The sequence below is a fragment of the Rhodococcus sp. OAS809 genome (genome assembly GCF_040546695.1).
Taxonomy (GTDB): domain Bacteria; phylum Actinomycetota; class Actinomycetes; order Mycobacteriales; family Mycobacteriaceae; genus Rhodococcus_F; species Rhodococcus_F qingshengii.
Genome location: NZ_JBEPOI010000002.1, coordinates 2,315,711 through 2,334,005 on the forward strand (window position 1 = coordinate 2,315,711; position 18,295 = coordinate 2,334,005).

Below are 18,295 nucleotides of genomic sequence, written 5' to 3' on the forward strand. Positions count from 1 at the left end.
ACTCGTGGTGGACGTCACATACCGGACAGCTCAGCCGAAGATGAGCGTCGAAATCGTGTAGATCAGCAGTCCGGCGATCGAGCCCACAACGGTGCCGTTGATACGGATGAACTGAAGATCTCGACCGACCTGCAACTCGATCTTCTGGCTCGCTTCGTCGGCGTCCCACCGCTCGACGGTGTCACTGATGACTCCAGTGATCTCGTCGGTGTAGTTCTCCGCGATGTACTTGGTGCCCTGCACCAGCCAGCCGTCGACCTTCTCACGCATGGACTCGTCGTCACGCAGCCTGACTCCGAAGCCGGCGACGTTCTCGGCGACCTTGGTCCGCAGGGTGCTGTTCGGATCGTCGACGGACTCCATGATGAGCCGCTTGGCAACCTGCCATGTCGACGACGCCAGACCCGTCACTTCCTCGCGACCCATGATCTCGGCCTTGATCCCCTCGGCCTTCTTGATGGTCTCCGGGTCGTTCTGCAGATCATCGGCGAAGTCGATCAGGAAGCGGTTGGCGGCGAGGCGTACCTCGTGTTCGGGGTTGGAACGGACCTTCCAGGTGAACTCGACGAGTTCCTTGTAGATCTTCTCCCCCAGCATGGCGTCGACGAACTTCGGCGACCACGCGGGCGAATCGCGAACGATCACACGATCGATCGTCTCCTGGCTGCCGAGAGCCCACTGATGTGCCCGCTCGGCAAGCAATTCGATGATCGGCAGTTGCTTGTTGTCCTTGAGAAGTTCACCGAGCACTCGGCCGATCGGCGGTCCCCACATGGGCTCGGCCAGACGCTTCACGATCGTGTTGTCGATGATCTGGGCGATGTCCTCGTCGCGAAGAACCTCGACCATGCCGCGCAAGACCGTCGACGTCTCGGCGGCGACGCGAGCGGCGTTGGCAGGTTCGGCCATCCACGTGCCGAGCCGCAGCGGAATCTGCGCCTGCTGCACCTTGGCCGACACAACCTCGGGAGCCAGGAAGTTTTGACCGACGAATGAGCTCAGGCTGGCTCCGAGCTGGTCTTTCTTACGCTTGATGATGGCAGTGTGCGGGATGGGAAGGCCCATCGGATGACGGAAGAGCGCGGTGACGGCAAACCAGTCGGCAAGCGCGCCGACCATGCCTGCCTCGGACGCGGCCCGGACGTACCCGACCCACTCTCCGGCGCCGCGGGATTCCTGCCACCGGCAGAAGATGTAGACCACCGTCGCGAAGCCCAGAAGGCCAGTAGCGAAGACCTTCATCTTGCGAAGGTCCCGACGCTTGGCGGCGTCGTCGAAGGCGGAGAGGCTCAGTTGCTGCACCCTCGCCATTGTGCCGAAAGGTGTGACGCGGCGTAGCGCGAGCGACACGAAGTCCGATTCTGCAGGACCTAATCCCCCGAACTGCGGATGTGAGTGCCCGAGATAAAGGCGCGGACATTAAGCTGGACCGGAAAGTAGACCGATCGGACGTGGCTCGCACCACAGATATGAGATGACTCGTGGCCAAGAATGCCGTGCAGGACAACGAGCAGGTAGACGGCCCAGTCGTTGCTGATGCGAAGCCCGAGAAATCCGACGGTCGGAAGCGTCGTTGGCGTGAGCACAAGATCGCTCGCCGCGAGGAACTCGTCGACGGCACCATCGCCGCCATCCGCGCGCGCGGCCGTGAGATCGGCATGGACGAGATCGCGTCCGAGATCGGTGTCTCCAAGACCGTGCTCTACCGATACTTCGCCGACAAGAGCGACCTCACGACCGCCACGATGATGCGGTACGTCGAGACCATCCTGTCGCCGCGTATCTACGAAGCGATCAGTGGCGATCTCGACGATTTCGAACTCACCCAGGCGAGCATCACCGCATACGTCGAGACGGTGGCATCCGACCCCGACATCTACCTCTACGTCATGGCCAACGGCGCCGGCGCCAACCGCGACGTCGTTGCCGATTCCGAGCGCATGATCGCCGAATTGCTCTCCACGGTGTTGGGCAATCGTCTTCGCGAGATGGAGATGGATTCCGGCGGTTCGCTGCCGTGGGCGTTCGGGATCGTCGGCGGAATTCAGCTCGCGACGCACTGGTGGATCTCCAACAAGTCGATGTCCGCGGAATCGCTGATCGACTACCTCACGATGATGACGTGGGGCGGCATCACCGGCATAGCGGCGGTCAACGGATCACCGGCCAAGTTCAAGTCGGTTCCGCATCCCCTCGTCAAGCCTGCCGAGGACTGACTCGCCCGAGACCGAACTTTCGAGCCGCCGGGCGCGATCCTGTGGCACTCTTTCGGCATGGCACAAGACTCGCTGTGGGAAACACCGGCCGCCAAGACCCTGCGGGCGGAGCCCGGGTTCGAACTCGATCAACTCGATCGCAACAGCACTCCGGGATTCACCGGAAACAAAGCTGACGGCGAACGTCTGCTCGAGGAGCGCGGCGCGGTTCTGTCCGACCTGCAGGAGTTGCTGTACGCCAACGGCCGGTCAGGGGACAGTCGTTCAGTCCTGCTGGTTCTGCAAGGAATGGACACCGCAGGCAAGGGCGGCATGGTCCGACACGTGATCGGTCACGTGGATCCTTCGGGAGTTCAGCACGCGGCCTTCGGCGTCCCGACCGAAGAGGAAAAGCAACATCACTACCTTTGGCGGATCAAGAAGGAACTCCCCCGCGGCGGCTATCTCGGTGTGTTCGATCGCTCCCACTACGAGGACGTCCTGGTAGTGCGCGTCCACGATCTTGTCCCGGAGGATGTCTGGAGCAAGCGCTACGACGAGATCAACCAGTTCGAAAAGGAACTCGTCGACGCCGGAACCACTATCGTGAAAGTCGCGATGTTCGTCTCGCTCGACGAGCAGAAGAAGCGACTCGAAGAACGTCTCGACCGCCCGGACAAGTATTGGAAGTACAACCCCGGCGACGTGACCGAACGCGGTTTGTGGCCTGCATATCAACAGGCGTATCAGGCAATGCTCGACAAGACGTCGACCGAGCACGCGCCGTGGTACGTCGTGCCGTGTGATCGGAAGTGGTACAGCCGCATTGCGGTCACGGAGCTACTGATCGACGCTCTGGAAAAGCTCGATCTCGACTGGCCCCCTGCCGACTTCGACATCGAGGCGGAGAAGGCACGACTCGCACAGTCTTGATCAGAAGCAGGCCTGATCAGAACAGGTGTGGGGATTCGCGGTGCACTTTGTGGTCGTGACGCACAGTACTGGCGTACAGGGCTACCGCGAGGCCGATGCACGCGACGCCGGCGAGGCCGGCGATCAATGCCCAACCACCCTGGCCTGAACCTGCCGCCACCAGAAAACTGCCGAGGCAGACCACTGTGGCCAGCACCAGGAAATACGACGCCCACGCTGCAAAGAGATTGAGCTTCATCGTTCGCTCCTCCGGTCGGATCTCTTTCGTTTCGACCGTACGCCGGAGCATGACGGTCGACAAGACACCGCCGTCGCGAGGTTTCCCGACGTCTACGCCGGGTAGCCGAATTACATGGACATCGGAACTCTTTATCGCGGAATCGAATCCGCTCGCGGACTGGACGGTCCGTCCACTGGCCTCAGGCGCAGAATCCTCGAGATCACGGAGCGATCCGACCGATCGCGCACTGTCGCCGCACTTCTCCGCGGCGCCGCCGTCGGGCATCCCATCCATCCTGCCCTCGTGACCATTCCCGCGGGCGCGTGGACGGCTTCGTTGGTCTTCGATGTTCTAGGCGATCCGCAGACTGCACGACGGCTGATCGGGCTCGGATTGGTTTCGACTCCGCCGGCTTTGCTGACGGGATGGCTGGACTGGTCCGAACGTGGCGACGTCGCACGCCGAGTGGGGCTGGTGCACGCGGCGTCGAATGCAGTGGGGATCTGGTCTTTTGCGGCGTCGTACAGGCTACGCGGAAAGGACTCACTCGCGCTGGCGCGAGTGCTGTCGGTGCTGGGGCTCACCGCGGTCGGTGTCGGTGGCGCGCTCGGTGGTCACATCGTTTTCAAGCTCATGGACGATCCGGCCGTGGAGGCTGCAGCGACTCCGGTTCTCGATCCCATCCTGGATGTAGTCAACTGAGCCGATCGGACCTCGATACTGTTCAGGCGTAAGCACTTCCGGAGTAGCTCCGCAGTTCTCGCGCGGTCTCGTCCGAATCCGCCAATGGTCTGTTCATGACCCAGTGTGGGCTGCGCGTGCCCAGTGTCGCGGCAAAATCGGCGACGGCGTCCGGGGTCGGCACTGCGTGTTCGCCCAGATATCCGAGAACGATGAGGTCCTCCCCTGATCTGGTCTCCACGGCCAGGGCCCAACCGCACGTCTCCTCCCACAGCAAAGCCACCTCGCGCCCGGGGAAACGCGGCACAGTTCGGTCCAATGCGATGTAAGCCTCCAGAGGGTGCTCGCGCCTGCAACACCACTGCTCGATGCCGGCCCCCACACCGACCGCCACCCGTTGTACGTACCGCTCGAACCCGAGTCCGACGGTTGCGTCGACCAGCATTTGTTCTGTCATCGAACCTCACTCCTCGCCATCGTGTTTGGAATGTGCCCAGCGCTGACCGCGTCGAAACCCGGTTCAGATCACGGACTCCGGGTATCCCCAGACGAACCGATCAAGTGGAGAGGGGACCCGATGAAGTACTCGCCCGCTATGGCTCCCGGACGAATGCTGAAGATCTCCATGGTGTCGGTGAACGCCGATCCACTCGCACCGGTGGGCTGCTCGGCAGCCGGTGCACAGAACCTGCACGTCGACGAACTGTCTGCCGCCTTGGTTCGTGCCGGACACGACGTCACCGTCTTCACCAGGCGTGCCCACGTCGGTGGGCCGGACCGCGTTCGCGCCCGCGCCGGGTACTCCGTCGACTATCTCGAGGCCGGCCCGACGCAGGCTCTTCCGGATGCCGACATCCTCCCTCACCTGGGAACCTTTGCCAGCATTCTGCGCGCTCAGTGGAGTACCGACCGACCCGATGTGGTGCACTCGCACTTCTGGATGTCCGGTGTGGCAACGGAACTCGCGACCCGATCGCTCGGCATCCCCGTACTTCAGACATTCCATTCCCTGGGATCTGCGGCGCACCGCCACCTCGGAGCAGCCGACGACAGCCCCTCGGAGCGGACTCACCTGGAACCGTTGATCGCCAGGGGCGCAACCCATGTCATCGCGACCAGTTCGGACGAAATCTTCGATCTGGTCCGGCAGGGATCACCACGATCACGGACCACGATGGTGCCCTCGGGCGTGGACACCGAAGCATTCACCCCGGAGGGACCCGCCGCGAAGAAAACCGCACCGCATCGATTGATCTGCGTCGGAAGACTGGTGGAGCAGAAGGGCTTCGATGTTGCCGTCGCCGCGCTGGCTTCGCTGCCGGATACGGAGTTGGTGGTGATCGGCGGGCCACCCGTCGCGCAACTGAGCACCGACGAAGTGGCGATCCGCTTGGTCAAGCTCGCCGAGCGCCTCGGCGTCGCAGATCGCGTCCAATTGTTGGGACGGGTTCCGCACCGCCAACTACCGAAACTGATGCGATCGGCCGACGCCCTCGTGTGCACCCCTCGATACGAACCGTTCGGAATCGCGGCACTGGAAGCAATGGCGTGCGGAGTTCCCGTAGTCGCGACTCCTGTTGGCGGACTGCGGGATACGGTGATCGACGGACTCACCGGGCGTCGGGTCCCGGTCAACAACCCGGTGGAAACCGCGCGCGCAGTCCGCCATCTTCTCGACGACGAGGACGAAGGCGCGGCGTTTGCACGGCAGAGCCGGGCCCGAGCGTGCGAATCGTATTCGTGGGATCACGTCGCCACCGAAGTGGTCCGCACCTACGGCCGCTGCGTCACAGCACCGCCGAGAGCCCGCCAACACAAGGGCACTCACCGAAGTGAAGTGCACTGACGCTGACGGGCTCTACGAAACTGAATTTCACGAAGCTTGGACTGAAACTGCGTGATCAAGCGGGGAAACGTCGGGTCTCTTCGAGTCCGATTGCATGATCGAGCGACTCGTAGCAGGCAAACATCGACTCCTGACCAGCTGCTTTGAGCAACCTTTGCACCGGGCGGGCGCAGACGAGCGCGAGTGTGCCGCCCACGTCGCGTGATCGAGTCGACAGGACTGACAGCACCGACAAGCCGCACGTCCCCATGAATTCGAGTTCGGATAGATCGACGACCAGCGTCCGGTCCGCGGCCACGTGGTACGTCAAGAAGTCACGAAAAGCATTGGCGCTCATCAGATCGATCTCACCACGAACTTTGATCACAGCGGTGTGTGCACTGATGCGGTGCGCGTGAAACGATGCGGTCGCTGTCCCGGTCGCGGGAGGTCCGTAGTCTACCGATCCCTTCGCCGCGTTCGTAAAGCCTGAAATAGATTATCCTGGAACAACAGTCATGGTTCTCCCATCCCGCAACGGTTTACACTCTGCAAAAGAGAAGGGACCTCCGAAGGAGACGCACGATGAACGGGTCTCCAGAAATACGGATAAATCCCTCATCGGCTGTGTGCTCAACCTCGGTTTGAAACAGTACGCCAGCATGACGGACGTCACAAGTGCGTTGCGACCATTCGTTTCGGTGTTCCGAACAAAAATGTGGTTTGGTCTGCGGTTCCGCGAGGTAATCCGATGTTGCGATCGCCAACGGTCGTGAGCAGAATCGTGTCGTTTACCCCGGCACCACCATCGACCAAATTTCGTGTTCGGGGGTCACTGTGAAGGTCGGGATGGGTATCGTTCTCGGCACCAGACTTCACCGCGACCCCTGGTACGACGATCCGGAGAACTTATGGCACACCTCAGCGCACTCGAGCCCGATCAGGATCAGACTCAGCCAGTTGTGGAGTTGAGGATTCAAGCGACTCTCGATCAGCTGTCGATTTTGCGTGCACTGGCCGCCACCGTTGCCATTCAGGAAAACTTCGACCTCGACGCCATCGCCGACATCAAACTGGCCATGGACGAAATCTGTACGCATCTGATCGTTCGCGCTGCGCCTGATTCGGTTCTGGTGTGTCGGTTCGTCTTCACGCCGCCGCAATTGCACGTGTCCGTGTCCACGACGACCACGGAGTACGAGGACAGCAGTCAGCGTTCGTTCGGGTGGCACATCCTCACCGAACTCACCGATTCGATTTCGCTCGACCAGGAAGAGAACCTCGGCGGCGTCGGCTACATCACCACCATGAAGTTCACCAAGGCCCTCAGCGGGCGCCTGTGACCGCTTCCGCAGACGGCCCGTCACGCCCGCGTCGGCGGTCCACCGACGAATATCGGGACGTAATACCAGTTTTCGAGGAACTGCGGACCCTCGAGCCCGACAGCCCGGAGTACGAACGAGTGCGCACTGCACTCATCACCAGATGCCTACCGTTGGCCGAGCACATCGCCAGACGATTCGACGGTCGTGGCGAGGCACACGACGATCTGGTTCAGGTGGCGCGTCTCGGTCTGGTCAACGCCGTCGACCGTTTCGATTCCACGCGCGGATCCGATTTCGTCTCGTTCGCAGTTCCCACCGTCATGGGCGAGGTTCGACGACACTTCCGCGACACCGGTTGGGCATTGCGGGTTCCCCGCCGGATGAAGGAGTTGCACTTCCAACTCGGGCAGGCCATCAGCGAGCTGTCACAACAGCTCGGGCACGCGCCGACCGTCGACGAGTTGGCCGAGACGTTGGGGATCGAACGCGAAGAAGTTGCCCAGGCCTTGATCGCCGGCAACGCGTATCAGACGGTCTCGGTCGACGGTGCCGCGTCCAATCACACCGACGATCTCCCGCTCGTGGAGACACTCGGTGACTACGACGCAGCTCTCGAGAACGTCGAGAATCACGAGGCGTTGCGTCCGCTTCTCGACAAGCTGCCCGAGCGAGAGCGGACGGTGTTGATGCTCAGATTCTTCGGAAATCTGACGCAGACACAGATCGCCGAGAAAGTCGGTGTGTCCCAGATGCACGTGTCGAGGTTGCTCGCGAAGACATTGAGTAATCTTCGCGAGCAACTCGACTGAGCTCCGCGAACAATTCGACTGAGCAGGACCGAGCGGGTCAGATTGTTGCGGTGTCGATCACGAATCGGTATCGGACGTCGCTCTTGATCACGCGCTCGTAAGCGTCGTTGATGTCGCTCGCCGGGATCAGTTCGATTTCTGCGCCGATGCCGTGCTCGGCGCAGAAGTCGAGCATCTCCTGTGTCTGCGGGATACCGCCGACCATGGAGCCGGCGAGGCTACGACGGTTTGCGGCGAGCGAGAATGCTCGAACTTCGATCGGCTTCTCGGGCAGGCCGAGTTCGACGAGAGTGCCGTTGATGGCGAGCAAGGACATGTAGGCGTCGATGTCGAGGTTGACCGAGACCGTGTTGAGGATCAGGTCGAACTCGCCACGAAGAGCCTTGAACGTCTCACGGTCGTTGGTCGCGTAGTAGTGATCGGCACCGAGACGAAGGCCGTCTTCCTTCTTGCCGAGCGTCTGGCTCAGGACGGTGACTTCCGCGCCGAGCGCCTTGGCGATCTTCACACCGACGTGACCGAGGCCGCCGAACCCGATGATGGCGACCTTCTTGCCGGGGCCGGCATTCCAGTGCCGCAGCGGTGAGTACAAGGTGATGCCCGCGCACAGGAGCGGCGCTGCAACGTCGAGTTCGATGCCCTCCGGGATCGAGAGCACGAAGTGCTCGGTGACGACGATGTGCGTCGAGTAGCCACCCTGAGTGCGCTCGCCGTCGCGGCCGGTGGCGTTGTACGTACCCGTCACACCCTTGCGGCAGTACTGCTCTTCACCGGCGGTGCAGGCGTCGCACTCCCCGCACGAGTCGACGAAGCAGCCGACGCCCACGCGGTCGCCGACCTTGTGCTTGGTGACATCGGACCCCACGGCGGCGACGACGCCGGCGATTTCGTGTCCGGGGACGATCGGGTACTTCGCTCCGCCCCACTCGTTGCGAGCGGTGTGGATGTCGGAATGGCAGATGCCGGCAAATTTGATGTCGATGAGAATGTCCAGTGGACCGAGCTCGCGGCGTTCGACAGTGGTCTTCTCGAGGGGACCGTCAGCGGACGTCGCGGCATAAGCAGCAGCAGTAACCATGCACACATGCCTACCCGTGCATGGAGGGACCTGCAACTCGCAGGCCCCTCCATGACTTGTTCTTTACGTGACTTACCCGGCGTCGCGCTCGGCTTGCTCGGCCCGACGACGCAGGCGCCTCGCGGCCGCAACCATATTGCGCAGCGAAGGCTCGAGTTGCCACGGATGGCGGGTCTTGAGGCCGCCGTCCGGATTTGCCCACAAGCGATCGAGAGAGATCGATTCGCTTGCCTCGGTGAGCAATTCGTCGAGTTCGTCGATGTCGGGAATCCGAGCCGAGCGAGATTCGTAGACACCGGGGCCGACGCCGTGCGTGAGCGCGCCTTCCTTGAGTGCTTCGAGAACCCACGTGATGGAGCGGGTCGCGACGATAGCCGTCACATCGGCGTCCAACCGTTCGATGGCGTCGACCACCGACGACCGAGCGGAGTACGTCAGATGTGTGTGGATCTGTGTTTCCGGCTTCGCTCCACCTGTTGCCAGACGGAACGCGTCGACGGCCCACTCCAGGTAGGCCTCCCGGCCGTCCTCACGCAGTGGCAGCAGTTCACGAATTGCCGGTTCGTCCACCTGGATGATGGCGATTCCGGCAGCTTCGAGATCCGCGATTTCGTCTCGAATGACAAGTGCCAGTTGCTCTGCCGTTTCGTAGAGCGGCTGATCCTGGCGAACGAACGAACGGGCGATCATGGTGACCGGACCCGTCAGCATGCCCTTGACCGGCTTGTCGGTCAGCGACTGCGCGTACGCAATCCACTCGACCGTCATCGGCTTCGGACGTGCGATGTCGCCGTAGAGGATCGGCGGACGCGTGCAACGAGATCCGTAGGCCTGAACCCAACCGTTGTGCGTGAAGGCATAGCCCTCGAGCAGTTCGGCGAAGTACTGGACCATGTCGTTGCGCTCGTGCTCGCCGTGCACGAAAACATCGAGACCGATGTCCTCTTGCAGACGGATTGTGCGCTCGATCTCTTCCTGGATGCGCTTGTAGTAGTCGTCCCACTCCAAACGCCCCTGGCCGAGTTCGTAACGAGCCTGGCGAATCGCGTCGGTCTGCGGGAACGAACCCAGTGTCTGGGCCGGCACCAAGGGCAGATTCAACCGTTCCTGCTGAGCCTTACGACGCTCCTCGTACGGTGCACGCACACGATCTTCGGGCTTGATCGCGTTCACCCGAGCACGGACAGCGTGCTTGAGCTTGAAGTGCACCTTCGTCGGACGCTTACGCCACTTGTCCGAAGGACCTTCGGCGAGCGCCTTCGCCAGTGAGACGACTTCGCCGACCTTCTGCTTCGCAAAAGCCAGACGGTCTGCGACGTCTCCCGGAATGTCGTACTCGGAGAGCACGTCGTACGGCACGTGCAGCAGCGACGACGACGTGGAGACGACGAGGTCAGGCACAACGTCTTTGAGTTCGTTCAGGTACGTCAAGGTGTTGAACCGGTCGACGCGCCAGACGTTGCGACCGTCGACGACGCCCGCGTAGATGCGCTTGCGCTTGATGTTCGGCACCGCGGCCAGTTCCTCGGCCGTGATCTTGCCGTGCACCAGGTCCAGACCGAAGGCTTCGATCTTGGTGGGCGCCAAGATGTTGAGGGCTTCGCCGAACTTGCCGTACGGACCCGTCACCAACAGGCGCGGGCGCAGCGGGGCCGTCGAAAGCTTCTCGTACGCACGTCCCAGAGCGGCTAGCTCCTCGGGGGTGCGGTCCTCGGTGACCGAAGGCTCGTCCAACTGAACACAGGTCGCACCGGCCTTGGCGAGCTGCTCGAAGAGCTTCTCGTACTCGGGCAGGAGCGCGTCCAACAGGTCGAGCGGGGTGAAGTTCGGATCGGACTTCTCGGTGGCAGGTCCGACCTTCGAAAGCAGAAGCAGCGAGACGGGCCCCATGATGACGGGGCGCAATTCGATGCCGCGCGCCTTCGCACGTTCGAACTCGTCGAGAAGTGCATCCGAGTTGAGCGAGAACACTGTGTTCGCGTCGATCTCGGGCTGACGGTAGTAGTAGTTCGTACCGAAGAAGCGCACCAGCTCGAGAGGCGGGAAGTCCGGGCGGCCGCGGGCCATCGTGAAGTAGAAATCGAGCGGCTCGAGGGCGCCCTCGAGCGGCTTGAACCGCTCCGGCACTGCGCCGAAGAGCAGCGCATTGTCGAGCACGTGATCGTAGAAGGAGAAGGTGTTGCCGGGAACCTGGCTCAATCCCGTCGCAGCCAATTCGCTCCAGGTCGATTCCTGGAGTTCCTTGGCGACCGCGAGAAGTGCGTCCTTGTCCGAAGTGCCGTGCCAGTAGGACTCGAGGGCGCGCTTGAGCTCACGGCGCGGACCGATGCGCGGATACCCCAGGACGCTGGAGCCGAATGCTGCAGTGCTGCTGGACATGCGGTCGACCTTTCTAACCGAGGGGCGCGAGCGCCCTGTGCGCCTTTGTGGTAGCCGGAACTACCAGAAAGGCGCACAGGGGCGTTGGGCCTTAGCTTGCCTGCTTGGTGGAGCGACCGTTGTCGGCGTATTCGTAGAAGCCCGCGCCGGACTTCTTGCCGGTCAATCCGGCTTCGACCATACGCAGGAGCAGCGGCGGAGCGGAGTACAGCGGCTCCTTGAACTCTTCGTACATGGAGTCGGCGATGGACTTGACGGTGTCGAGTCCGACCAGGTCCGTCAGAGCCAGCGGACCCATGGGGTGCGCGAGGCCGAGAACCGTTGCCTTGTCGATGTCTTCCTTGGTCGCGAAGCCCGACTCGACCATGCGGATCGCCGAGAGCAGGTACGGCACCAGGAGTGCGTTGACGACGAAGCCGGAGCGGTCGGCACTACGGACGACCTGCTTGCCGAGGATGTCGCTGGCAAAAGCCTCGGCGCGCTGCGAGACGGAGGCACTGGTCTTGAGCGTCGTCACCAATTCGACGAGCGGCAGAACCGGAACCGGGTTGAAGAAGTGCATGCCGATGACTCGCTCGGGACGCTTGGTCGAGATGCCGAGCTTCATGATCGGGATCGACGACGTGTTGGACGCGAGAACCGCATCCGGGTCCGTCACGACCGCGTCGAGCTCGGCGAAGATTTCGCTCTTGATCTTCTCGTCTTCGACGACGGCCTCCACGACGAGCTGGCGGTCCGCGAAATCTCCCAGATCGGAGGTGAAACGCAGACGCCATGCGGCCTGCTCACGCTCACGTTCTGTGATCTTTCCGCTGCTCACGCCGCGGTCGAGCGAACGCAGGATGCGTGAACGCCCGGCTGCTGCAAGCTCGCGAGTCTGCTCGAAGACCAGAACATCGACATGTGCGCGGGCGCACACCTCGGCGATTCCGGCACCCATGATTCCGGCGCCGATAACGCCGACGCGCTGAATTTTTTCGCTGGTCACGTCAGCTCCTTGTTTGTCTCGTGGAGTTTGTCTGGTGAAGGTGTTGCAAAACAAGCACTTCGAACTGCGTCGACGCTGGTGGCCGACGCAATCGGAACTGCCTTGAAGACGAGAGAAAGTAGTGCGGTGATACAAGCAGGGGAGAGACCCGAAGCCGAGCCTCTCCCCCACCCGAAGTCAGTTCTTAGTGGAACTGTCCCTCTTCGGTGGAGCCCTTGAGAGCTGCCGTCGAGGTGTTGGGGTCAACGGTGGTGGCGATGGTGTCGAAGTAGCCGGCGCCAACCTCACGCTGGTGCTTGATGGCGGTGAAGCCACGCTCTTCGGCAGCCTTGAACTCGCGCTCCTGCAGGTCGACGAATGCCGTCATGCCTTCGCGGGCGTAGCCGTAGGCAAGGTCGAACATGCCGTAGTTGAGCGAGTGGAAGCCGGCCAGCGTGATGAACTGGAACTTGAAGCCCATTGCGCCGAGCTCCTTCTGGAACTTCGCGATGGTCGCGTCGTCCAGGTGCGCCTTCCAGTTGAAGGAAGGGGAGCAGTTGTAGGCCAGGAGCTGGTCCGGGAATTCGCTGCGAACGGACTCGGCGAACTTCTTTGCAACCTCGAGATCCGGCACGCCGGTCTCCATCCAGATGAGGTCTGCGTACGGTGCGTAAGCCTTGGCGCGAGCGATGCAGGGCTCGATGCCGTTCTTGACGCCGTAGAAGCCTTCAGCCGTGCGGGTTCCGTCGAGGAACGGGCGGTCACGCTCGTCCACGTCGGAGGTGATGAGGGTTGCGGCCTCAGCGTCGGTGCGGGCGATGATGACGGACGGAACGTCCGCAACGTCGGAAGCCAGGCGAGCCGAGGTCAGGGTGCGGATGTGCTGCTGCGTGGGGATGAGCACCTTGCCACCGAGGTGGCCGCACTTCTTCTCCGAAGCGAGCTGATCCTCCCAGTGGACACCGGCAGCGCCGGCGCCGATCATGGCCTTCTGCAGCTCGTAAGCGTTGAGAGCGCCACCGAAGCCGGCTTCGGCGTCGGCAACGATCGGAGCGAGCCAGTTGCTGACGGAGGTGTCACCCTCGGTCTTGGCGATCTCGTCGGCGCGCAGCAGTGCGTTGTTGATGCGACGAACGACGGTCGGAACCGAGTTGGCCGGGTAGAGGCTCTGGTCCGGGTACGTGTGGCCCGAGAGGTTAGCGTCGCCGGCAACCTGCCAACCGGAGAGGTAGATGGCCTTCAGGCCGGCGCGAACCTGCTGCACAGCCATGTTGCCGGTAAGTGCACCGAGGGAGTTGATGTAGTCCTCGTTGTTCACGAGATCCCACAGGATCTCGGATCCGCGACGAGCGAGGGTCTGCTCCTCGACGACGGTGCCCTGGAGCTTGACGACCTGATCGGCCGTGTAGTTACGAGTAACGCCCTTCCAGCGAGGGTTGGTGTCCCAATCCTGCTGGAGCTCAGCTGCGGTCTTCGGGGTGCCGGTGGTCGACATCAAGACTCCATCTCTTTGATCTGCTGGTCCGGCCTGTTGTGAGCAGTACGTGCGTACTACTTCACATACTTGCCAGGCCCTTCTTGTGTACTTACCGAGAATGGCACATCGAAAAAGTGCCGTCTACCTGTTGCTAATGCCAATCTTCGCTACCTTTTCAACACACTTTGCTAAGTCTGTGAAGATTCCTACGCGGCTAGTACTACCCAATCGGACAGGTTCCGTACTGGCGAGTAGGAAAGAAACCGCAGGCTGTGAACGAAATGCACTCAACTCCGCCGCTTGCGAATTCCGGCAGTTCGCACGCCACTCGGAACAGGCCCGTCCGCTACTTCGGAGCCAACTTCACTACCCGCGAGTGACCGCAATCACTCCTCGGCAACAGGCTTCGCTCGGGCAATTCCAGGGATCTACCCGCCAGAAAGCCACAGACAACCCATTCGCCGGCCATATGCTGTCGAACCATGACTTGTCGTTCGACGCCCCCGACCGGGCGATAAAGCGGTGCCGGACAACTATCAGCGGCCACCGAACAACCAGGCATGGTCGCAATCCGGTCCACAGCCGCCGCAGTTGGGCTACCGAGCCGCGCCGCAGTCGTATCCCCCGCCCCAGGGATTCCCGCCTGCACCGCCACGTGGAAATCCGCCGCCGCGTCGGCCCGGCTGGGTGATTCCGGTATCCGTAATCGGAGTCATCACTGTGTTGGCTCTCTTCGGCGGGCTTGCCTGGGTCCTCTGGCCGAAGGACGTCCCCAACTCGGCCGCCGGTGGCGCCGCCCACACCACCATCAGCGCCGCGAACACACCCGGCACCACGACAACCGCTCCCAGCACGACATCCCCGACGACCACACGCGCCGCGAACTTCCCGGCCGGTGCGTCCGCCTGCCCCGGCGGGCAGCCGGCCGGAAGTTACAAGGAGTCCGCGACAAGTGGGGGCAAAACTTCATGTGAGTTTGCCGAGGCGGTTCGGATCGCCTACGGGAACTCCGGTGCAACCGGTGCATCCAGCACCGTGTCCGCACGTAGTCCGGTGACCGGCAAGGAGTACACGATGGCATGCAAGGTGACCTCCGGCATCGTCACCTGTACCGGCGGAGACAACGCGGTTGTGTACTTGCGCTGACGGGCGCAATTGCGGCATCGGCAACCCGGTGCGTGTCGTTCCAGTGTCGCACTTACGGATCCTCCGATAGCGTGACCGCATGCCTCTGTACGAGTTTCGCTGTACCGGCTGCGGCCCGCTCGAGCGGTCGTTCGCGATGGCCGAAGTGCCCCAGTCGATTACTTGCCCCCAGTGCAGTCTCGAGTCCAAGCGGGTGGTCTCGTCTCCCCGGTTGAGTCACGCGTCGTCGGCCGCGATGGGTCTACTGGACAGCACTGCTCGATCGGCTCACGAGCCTGCCGTGGTCAGTGGGTCGCTACCCGGCCGCGGCCGGCAATCTGCCCCGACGACGTCCAATCCGTTGCACCGCAAGCTACCTCGCCCCTGAGCGTCCTCACCGCGCGTCCTCGCCATGAGGCCCGATCCGACACGAAAGTCCTGCCGCCACGAGTTTTCCGTTTCTTCGAGAATGAGGAGTGCATATGCCTGAACTGCTGTTTCCACTCGATTCCGCCAAGAAATTCACCGACCAGGCAATCGTCGGCCACAATCGGTGGCACCCGGACATCCCAGCGGCGGTGACAGTGAAACCCGGTGATGCGTTTCGTGTCCATTGCCGCGAATGGTTCGACGGCGCAATACACAACGACGACTCAGCCGACGACATTCTCAATGCACCACTGACCACGGTCCACACGCTGTCCGGCCCCTTTGCCGTCGAAGGCGCGAAGCCCGGCGACCTCTTGATCGTCGACATCTTGGATATCGGGCCTATCCCCCAAGAAGATTCGGGTCCGTTGGCCGGCCAAGGCTGGGGGTACACGGGCATCTTCCCTCGGAACAACGGCGGCGGCTTCCTCACCGAACAGTTCCCCGATGCGTACAAAGCCGTCTGGGATTTCTCCGGCCAAACGGCGACGTCGCGTCACATTCCGCACGTCTCGTTCACGGGCATCGTCCACCCGGGACTCATGGGCACGGCTCCGTCGGCAGCCTTGCTCGCCAAGTGGAATGCCCGCGAGGGCGCCCTCATTGCCACCGATCCCAATCGGGTTCCCCCGCTTGCACTTCCGCCCGAGCCCCGCGATGCAGTACTGGGAACCTTGACCGGTGACGAGTACACACGCGTGGCCGGCGAGGCGGCGCGCACCGCTCCCCCTCGCGAGAACGGTGGAAACCAGGACATCAAGAACCTCACCAAGGGCAGCCGAATCTTCTATCCGGTATTCGTGGACGGTGCGAATCTGTCGGTCGGCGATCTTCACTTCTCCCAGGGCGACGGAGAGATCACTTTCTGCGGTGCCATCGAGATGGGCGGCTTCATCGATCTTCGTGTGGACATCATCAAGGGCGGAATGGATACCTACGGCGTTTCCGAGAACGCCATCTTCATGCCGGGCAACACGGATCCGCAGTATTCCGAGTGGCTTGCGTTCTCGGGCACTTCCGTCACGTTGGACGGCGAACAGAAGTACCTGGATTCACATCTGTCCTACCAGCGTGCGTGCTTGCATGCGATCGAGTATCTGACCAAGTTCGGGTACGCGCCAGAGCAGGCGTACCTGCTACTCGGTGCGGCGCCGATCGAGGGTCGCCTGTCGGGTGTCGTGGATATCCCCAACTCGTGTTCGACGGTCTATCTCCCGACTGCGATCTTCGACTTCCCCCTTGCACCCTCGTCGAGCGGGCCGTTCCAGATCGATCCCGGAATCGGCGCCCCTCGTTCGGAGAACAGGGTCTAGGCCTCCGGCCCCGTGAGTGGTTAGGGAGTGCCGAGGCTCCTCAACCACTCACGGGGGCGGAGCCCCTGTGCGAAGACTGCGAACCCACCTTTGCGAAGCCGGACTGTCACTCGTATCCTGGGAAAATGTCGAAAACCTTTGTCGGTGTCCGGCTCCGCCAACTGCGGACCGAGCGCGGGTTGAGTCAGGCTTCGCTGGCCAAGACGCTCGAGATCTCGGCAAGCTATCTCAATCAGATCGAGCACGACGTCCGGCCACTCACCGTGCCGGTGCTCCTGCGAATCAGTGAAGTCTTCGGTGTCGACACCACCTTCTTCTCCCCGCAGGACGACACACGCCTGATCGCGGAAATGCGTGAAGTTGCCCTCGATCAAGAGATGGGTATCGACGCCGACGCCCACGAAATCGCGGAGATGGTCTCCACCCACCCGGGCCTGGCCAAGGCGATGGTGAACATGCATCGCCGCTTCCGGAACACGACGGCGCAGCTCGCCGCAGCCACGGAGGACCGTTTCTCGGACGGCAGCGGCAGCGGTTCGATCACCATGCCGCACGAGGAAGTGCGGGACTACTTCTATCAGCGACAGAACTACATCCACGATCTCGACACCGCAGCCGAAGAACTCACGGCCCGGATGCGCTTTCACCGTGGCGACGTCGCCGGCGAGATCGCCAGACGCCTCGAGTCCGTCCATGACGTGCAGATCGTTCGACGAGTCGACTTGGGCGAGAACATACTTCATCGCTACGACCCGGACACCAGGGTCCTGGAAATTTCCGCACGACTCTCCGGCGGGCAACAGGTCTTCAAGTTCGCGACAGAACTCGCATACCTCGAGCATGGCGACCTGCTCGACTCGTTGGTGGCCGAGGGCAACTTCACCAGCGAAGCGTCGGTCTCCCTGGCGAAGCTTGGTTTGGCCAACTATTTCGCCGCGGCCACCGTGCTGCCCTACAGCCAGTTTCACGAGGTTGCCGAGGACTTCCGGTACGACATCGAGCGTATGTCTGCCTTCTATTCCGCGAGCTACGAGACGATCTGCCACCGCCTCTCGACCCTGCAGCGCCCCAAACTTCGCGGGGTTCCGTTCATGTTCGTGCGTGTCGATCGTGCCGGAAACATGTCGAAGCGTCAGTCCGCCACCGGATTCCACTTCTCCACCAGCGGCGGTACGTGTCCGCTGTGGAACGTCTACGAGACGTTCTCGTATCCGGGCAAGATCATGCCTCAGATCGCACAGATGCCCGACGGCCGCCGATACCTCTGGGTTGCTCGCACGGTCGAACGTCGAGCGGCTCGATACGGACAGCCCGCAAAGATCTTCGCCATCGGATTGGGATGCGAGATTCGACACGCCCACCGACTCGTCTACAGCGACGGTCTGGATCTGGACGAGTCGAATCCGGGAACGCCGATCGGCTCGGGCTGCCGTGTCTGCGAACGCCTCAATTGTCCGCAGCGTGCCTTCCCTCCGTTGGGTAAAGACCTCGACATCAGCGAGCACCGGAGTTCGATTTCGCCGTACGTGATTCGCTGAC

18 protein-coding genes are annotated in these 18,295 nt (G+C 62.3%); 10 read left to right on the plus strand and 8 right to left on the minus strand.

Annotation, left to right across the window (positions count from 1 at the left end):
• Positions 1-30 precede the first annotated feature (30 nt).
• Positions 31-1,311, minus strand: coding sequence for a DUF445 domain-containing protein (locus ABIE52_RS13765; protein WP_020968906.1), 1,281 nt, complete (start codon positions 1,309-1,311; stop codon positions 31-33).
• A gap of 170 nt (positions 1,312-1,481) precedes the next feature.
• On the opposite strand from ABIE52_RS13765, the gene ABIE52_RS13770 reads away from it, so the two are divergent.
• Positions 1,482-2,216 (plus strand): TetR/AcrR family transcriptional regulator, encoded by a 735-nt coding sequence (locus tag ABIE52_RS13770; protein WP_003941527.1) that lies wholly within the window; start codon positions 1,482-1,484, stop codon positions 2,214-2,216.
• A 57-nt stretch (positions 2,217-2,273) separates the two neighbouring features.
• Positions 2,274-3,128, plus strand: coding sequence for a polyphosphate kinase 2 family protein (locus ABIE52_RS13775; protein ID WP_054827968.1), 855 nt, complete (start codon positions 2,274-2,276; stop codon positions 3,126-3,128).
• A 16-nt stretch (positions 3,129-3,144) separates the two neighbouring features.
• Here ABIE52_RS13775 and ABIE52_RS13780 read toward each other — a convergent pair whose 3' ends face one another.
• On the minus strand, positions 3,145-3,366 hold the full coding sequence (locus ABIE52_RS13780; protein ID WP_039973486.1) for a hypothetical protein: 222 nt from the start codon (positions 3,364-3,366) through the stop codon (positions 3,145-3,147).
• Positions 3,367-3,480: 114 nt separating this feature from the next.
• Here ABIE52_RS13780 and ABIE52_RS13785 point away from each other — a divergent pair, with 114 nt between their 5' ends.
• A complete protein-coding gene (locus tag ABIE52_RS13785; RefSeq protein WP_003941554.1) occupies positions 3,481-4,050 on the plus strand; it encodes a DUF2231 domain-containing protein in 570 nt (189 codons plus the stop codon).
• Positions 4,051-4,072: 22 nt separating this feature from the next.
• Here ABIE52_RS13785 and ABIE52_RS13790 read toward each other — a convergent pair whose 3' ends face one another.
• On the minus strand, positions 4,073-4,486 hold the full coding sequence (locus ABIE52_RS13790) for a DUF6292 family protein (protein ID WP_003941464.1): 414 nt from the start codon (positions 4,484-4,486) through the stop codon (positions 4,073-4,075).
• A 120-nt stretch (positions 4,487-4,606) separates the two neighbouring features.
• Here ABIE52_RS13790 and ABIE52_RS13795 point away from each other — a divergent pair, with 120 nt between their 5' ends.
• Entirely contained in the window at positions 4,607-5,875 is a 1,269-nt protein-coding gene (locus tag ABIE52_RS13795; protein ID WP_003941555.1) for a glycosyltransferase, read from the plus strand.
• 55 nt (positions 5,876-5,930) lie between these two features.
• Here ABIE52_RS13795 and ABIE52_RS13800 read toward each other — a convergent pair whose 3' ends face one another.
• Positions 5,931-6,350, minus strand: a complete 420-nt coding sequence (locus tag ABIE52_RS13800) for an STAS domain-containing protein (RefSeq protein ID WP_354541577.1) — start codon at positions 6,348-6,350, stop codon at positions 5,931-5,933.
• A 415-nt stretch (positions 6,351-6,765) separates the two neighbouring features.
• On the opposite strand from ABIE52_RS13800, the gene ABIE52_RS13805 reads away from it, so the two are divergent.
• Positions 6,766-7,197, plus strand: coding sequence for an ATP-binding protein (locus tag ABIE52_RS13805; protein ID WP_003941553.1), 432 nt, complete (start codon positions 6,766-6,768; stop codon positions 7,195-7,197).
• Positions 7,194-7,988, plus strand: a complete 795-nt coding sequence (locus ABIE52_RS13810) for an RNA polymerase sigma factor SigF (protein WP_054781917.1) — start codon at positions 7,194-7,196, stop codon at positions 7,986-7,988. The genes ABIE52_RS13805 and ABIE52_RS13810 overlap by 4 nt, the downstream gene beginning before the upstream one ends.
• A gap of 37 nt (positions 7,989-8,025) precedes the next feature.
• Here ABIE52_RS13810 and ABIE52_RS13815 read toward each other — a convergent pair whose 3' ends face one another.
• From ABIE52_RS13815 to aceA, 4 genes are all read right to left on the minus strand, one after another.
• Positions 8,026-9,066: an NAD(P)-dependent alcohol dehydrogenase gene (locus ABIE52_RS13815; RefSeq protein ID WP_042452947.1), complete on the minus strand. Its 1,041-nt coding sequence runs from the start codon at positions 9,064-9,066 to the stop codon at positions 8,026-8,028.
• A 72-nt stretch (positions 9,067-9,138) separates the two neighbouring features.
• On the minus strand, positions 9,139-11,445 hold the full coding sequence (gene metE, locus ABIE52_RS13820; protein WP_064443305.1) for a 5-methyltetrahydropteroyltriglutamate--homocysteine S-methyltransferase: 2,307 nt from the start codon (positions 11,443-11,445) through the stop codon (positions 9,139-9,141).
• Between the two features lie 91 nt (positions 11,446-11,536).
• Positions 11,537-12,433, minus strand: a complete 897-nt coding sequence (locus ABIE52_RS13825; RefSeq protein WP_003941541.1) for a 3-hydroxybutyryl-CoA dehydrogenase — start codon at positions 12,431-12,433, stop codon at positions 11,537-11,539.
• Positions 12,434-12,617: 184 nt separating this feature from the next.
• Positions 12,618-13,907: an isocitrate lyase gene (aceA, locus tag ABIE52_RS13830; RefSeq protein WP_003941533.1), complete on the minus strand. Its 1,290-nt coding sequence runs from the start codon at positions 13,905-13,907 to the stop codon at positions 12,618-12,620.
• Positions 13,908-14,411: 504 nt separating this feature from the next.
• Between aceA and ABIE52_RS13835 the strand changes: the two genes are divergently transcribed.
• The 4 genes from ABIE52_RS13835 to ramB all read left to right on the plus strand — a co-directional run bounded on the left by ABIE52_RS13835 (position 14,412) and on the right by ramB (position 18,294).
• The gene (locus tag ABIE52_RS13835; RefSeq protein ID WP_223304378.1) at positions 14,412-15,035 is read left to right on the plus strand and encodes a serine/threonine protein kinase; all 624 of its coding nucleotides are present in this window, start codon (positions 14,412-14,414) and stop codon (positions 15,033-15,035) included.
• Positions 15,036-15,114: 79 nt separating this feature from the next.
• Positions 15,115-15,402 carry an FmdB family zinc ribbon protein gene (locus ABIE52_RS13840; protein ID WP_037129638.1) on the plus strand — a complete coding sequence of 96 codons (288 nt, stop codon included), beginning with the start codon at positions 15,115-15,117 and terminating at the stop codon, positions 15,400-15,402.
• Positions 15,403-15,496: 94 nt separating this feature from the next.
• A complete protein-coding gene (gene fmdA, locus ABIE52_RS13845) occupies positions 15,497-16,756 on the plus strand; it encodes a formamidase (protein WP_042923284.1) in 1,260 nt (419 codons plus the stop codon).
• Positions 16,757-16,881: 125 nt separating this feature from the next.
• Positions 16,882-18,294, plus strand: a complete 1,413-nt coding sequence (gene ramB / locus ABIE52_RS13850) for an acetate metabolism transcriptional regulator RamB (protein ID WP_003941547.1) — start codon at positions 16,882-16,884, stop codon at positions 18,292-18,294.
• The last annotated feature ends 1 nt before the right edge of the window (position 18,295 follow it).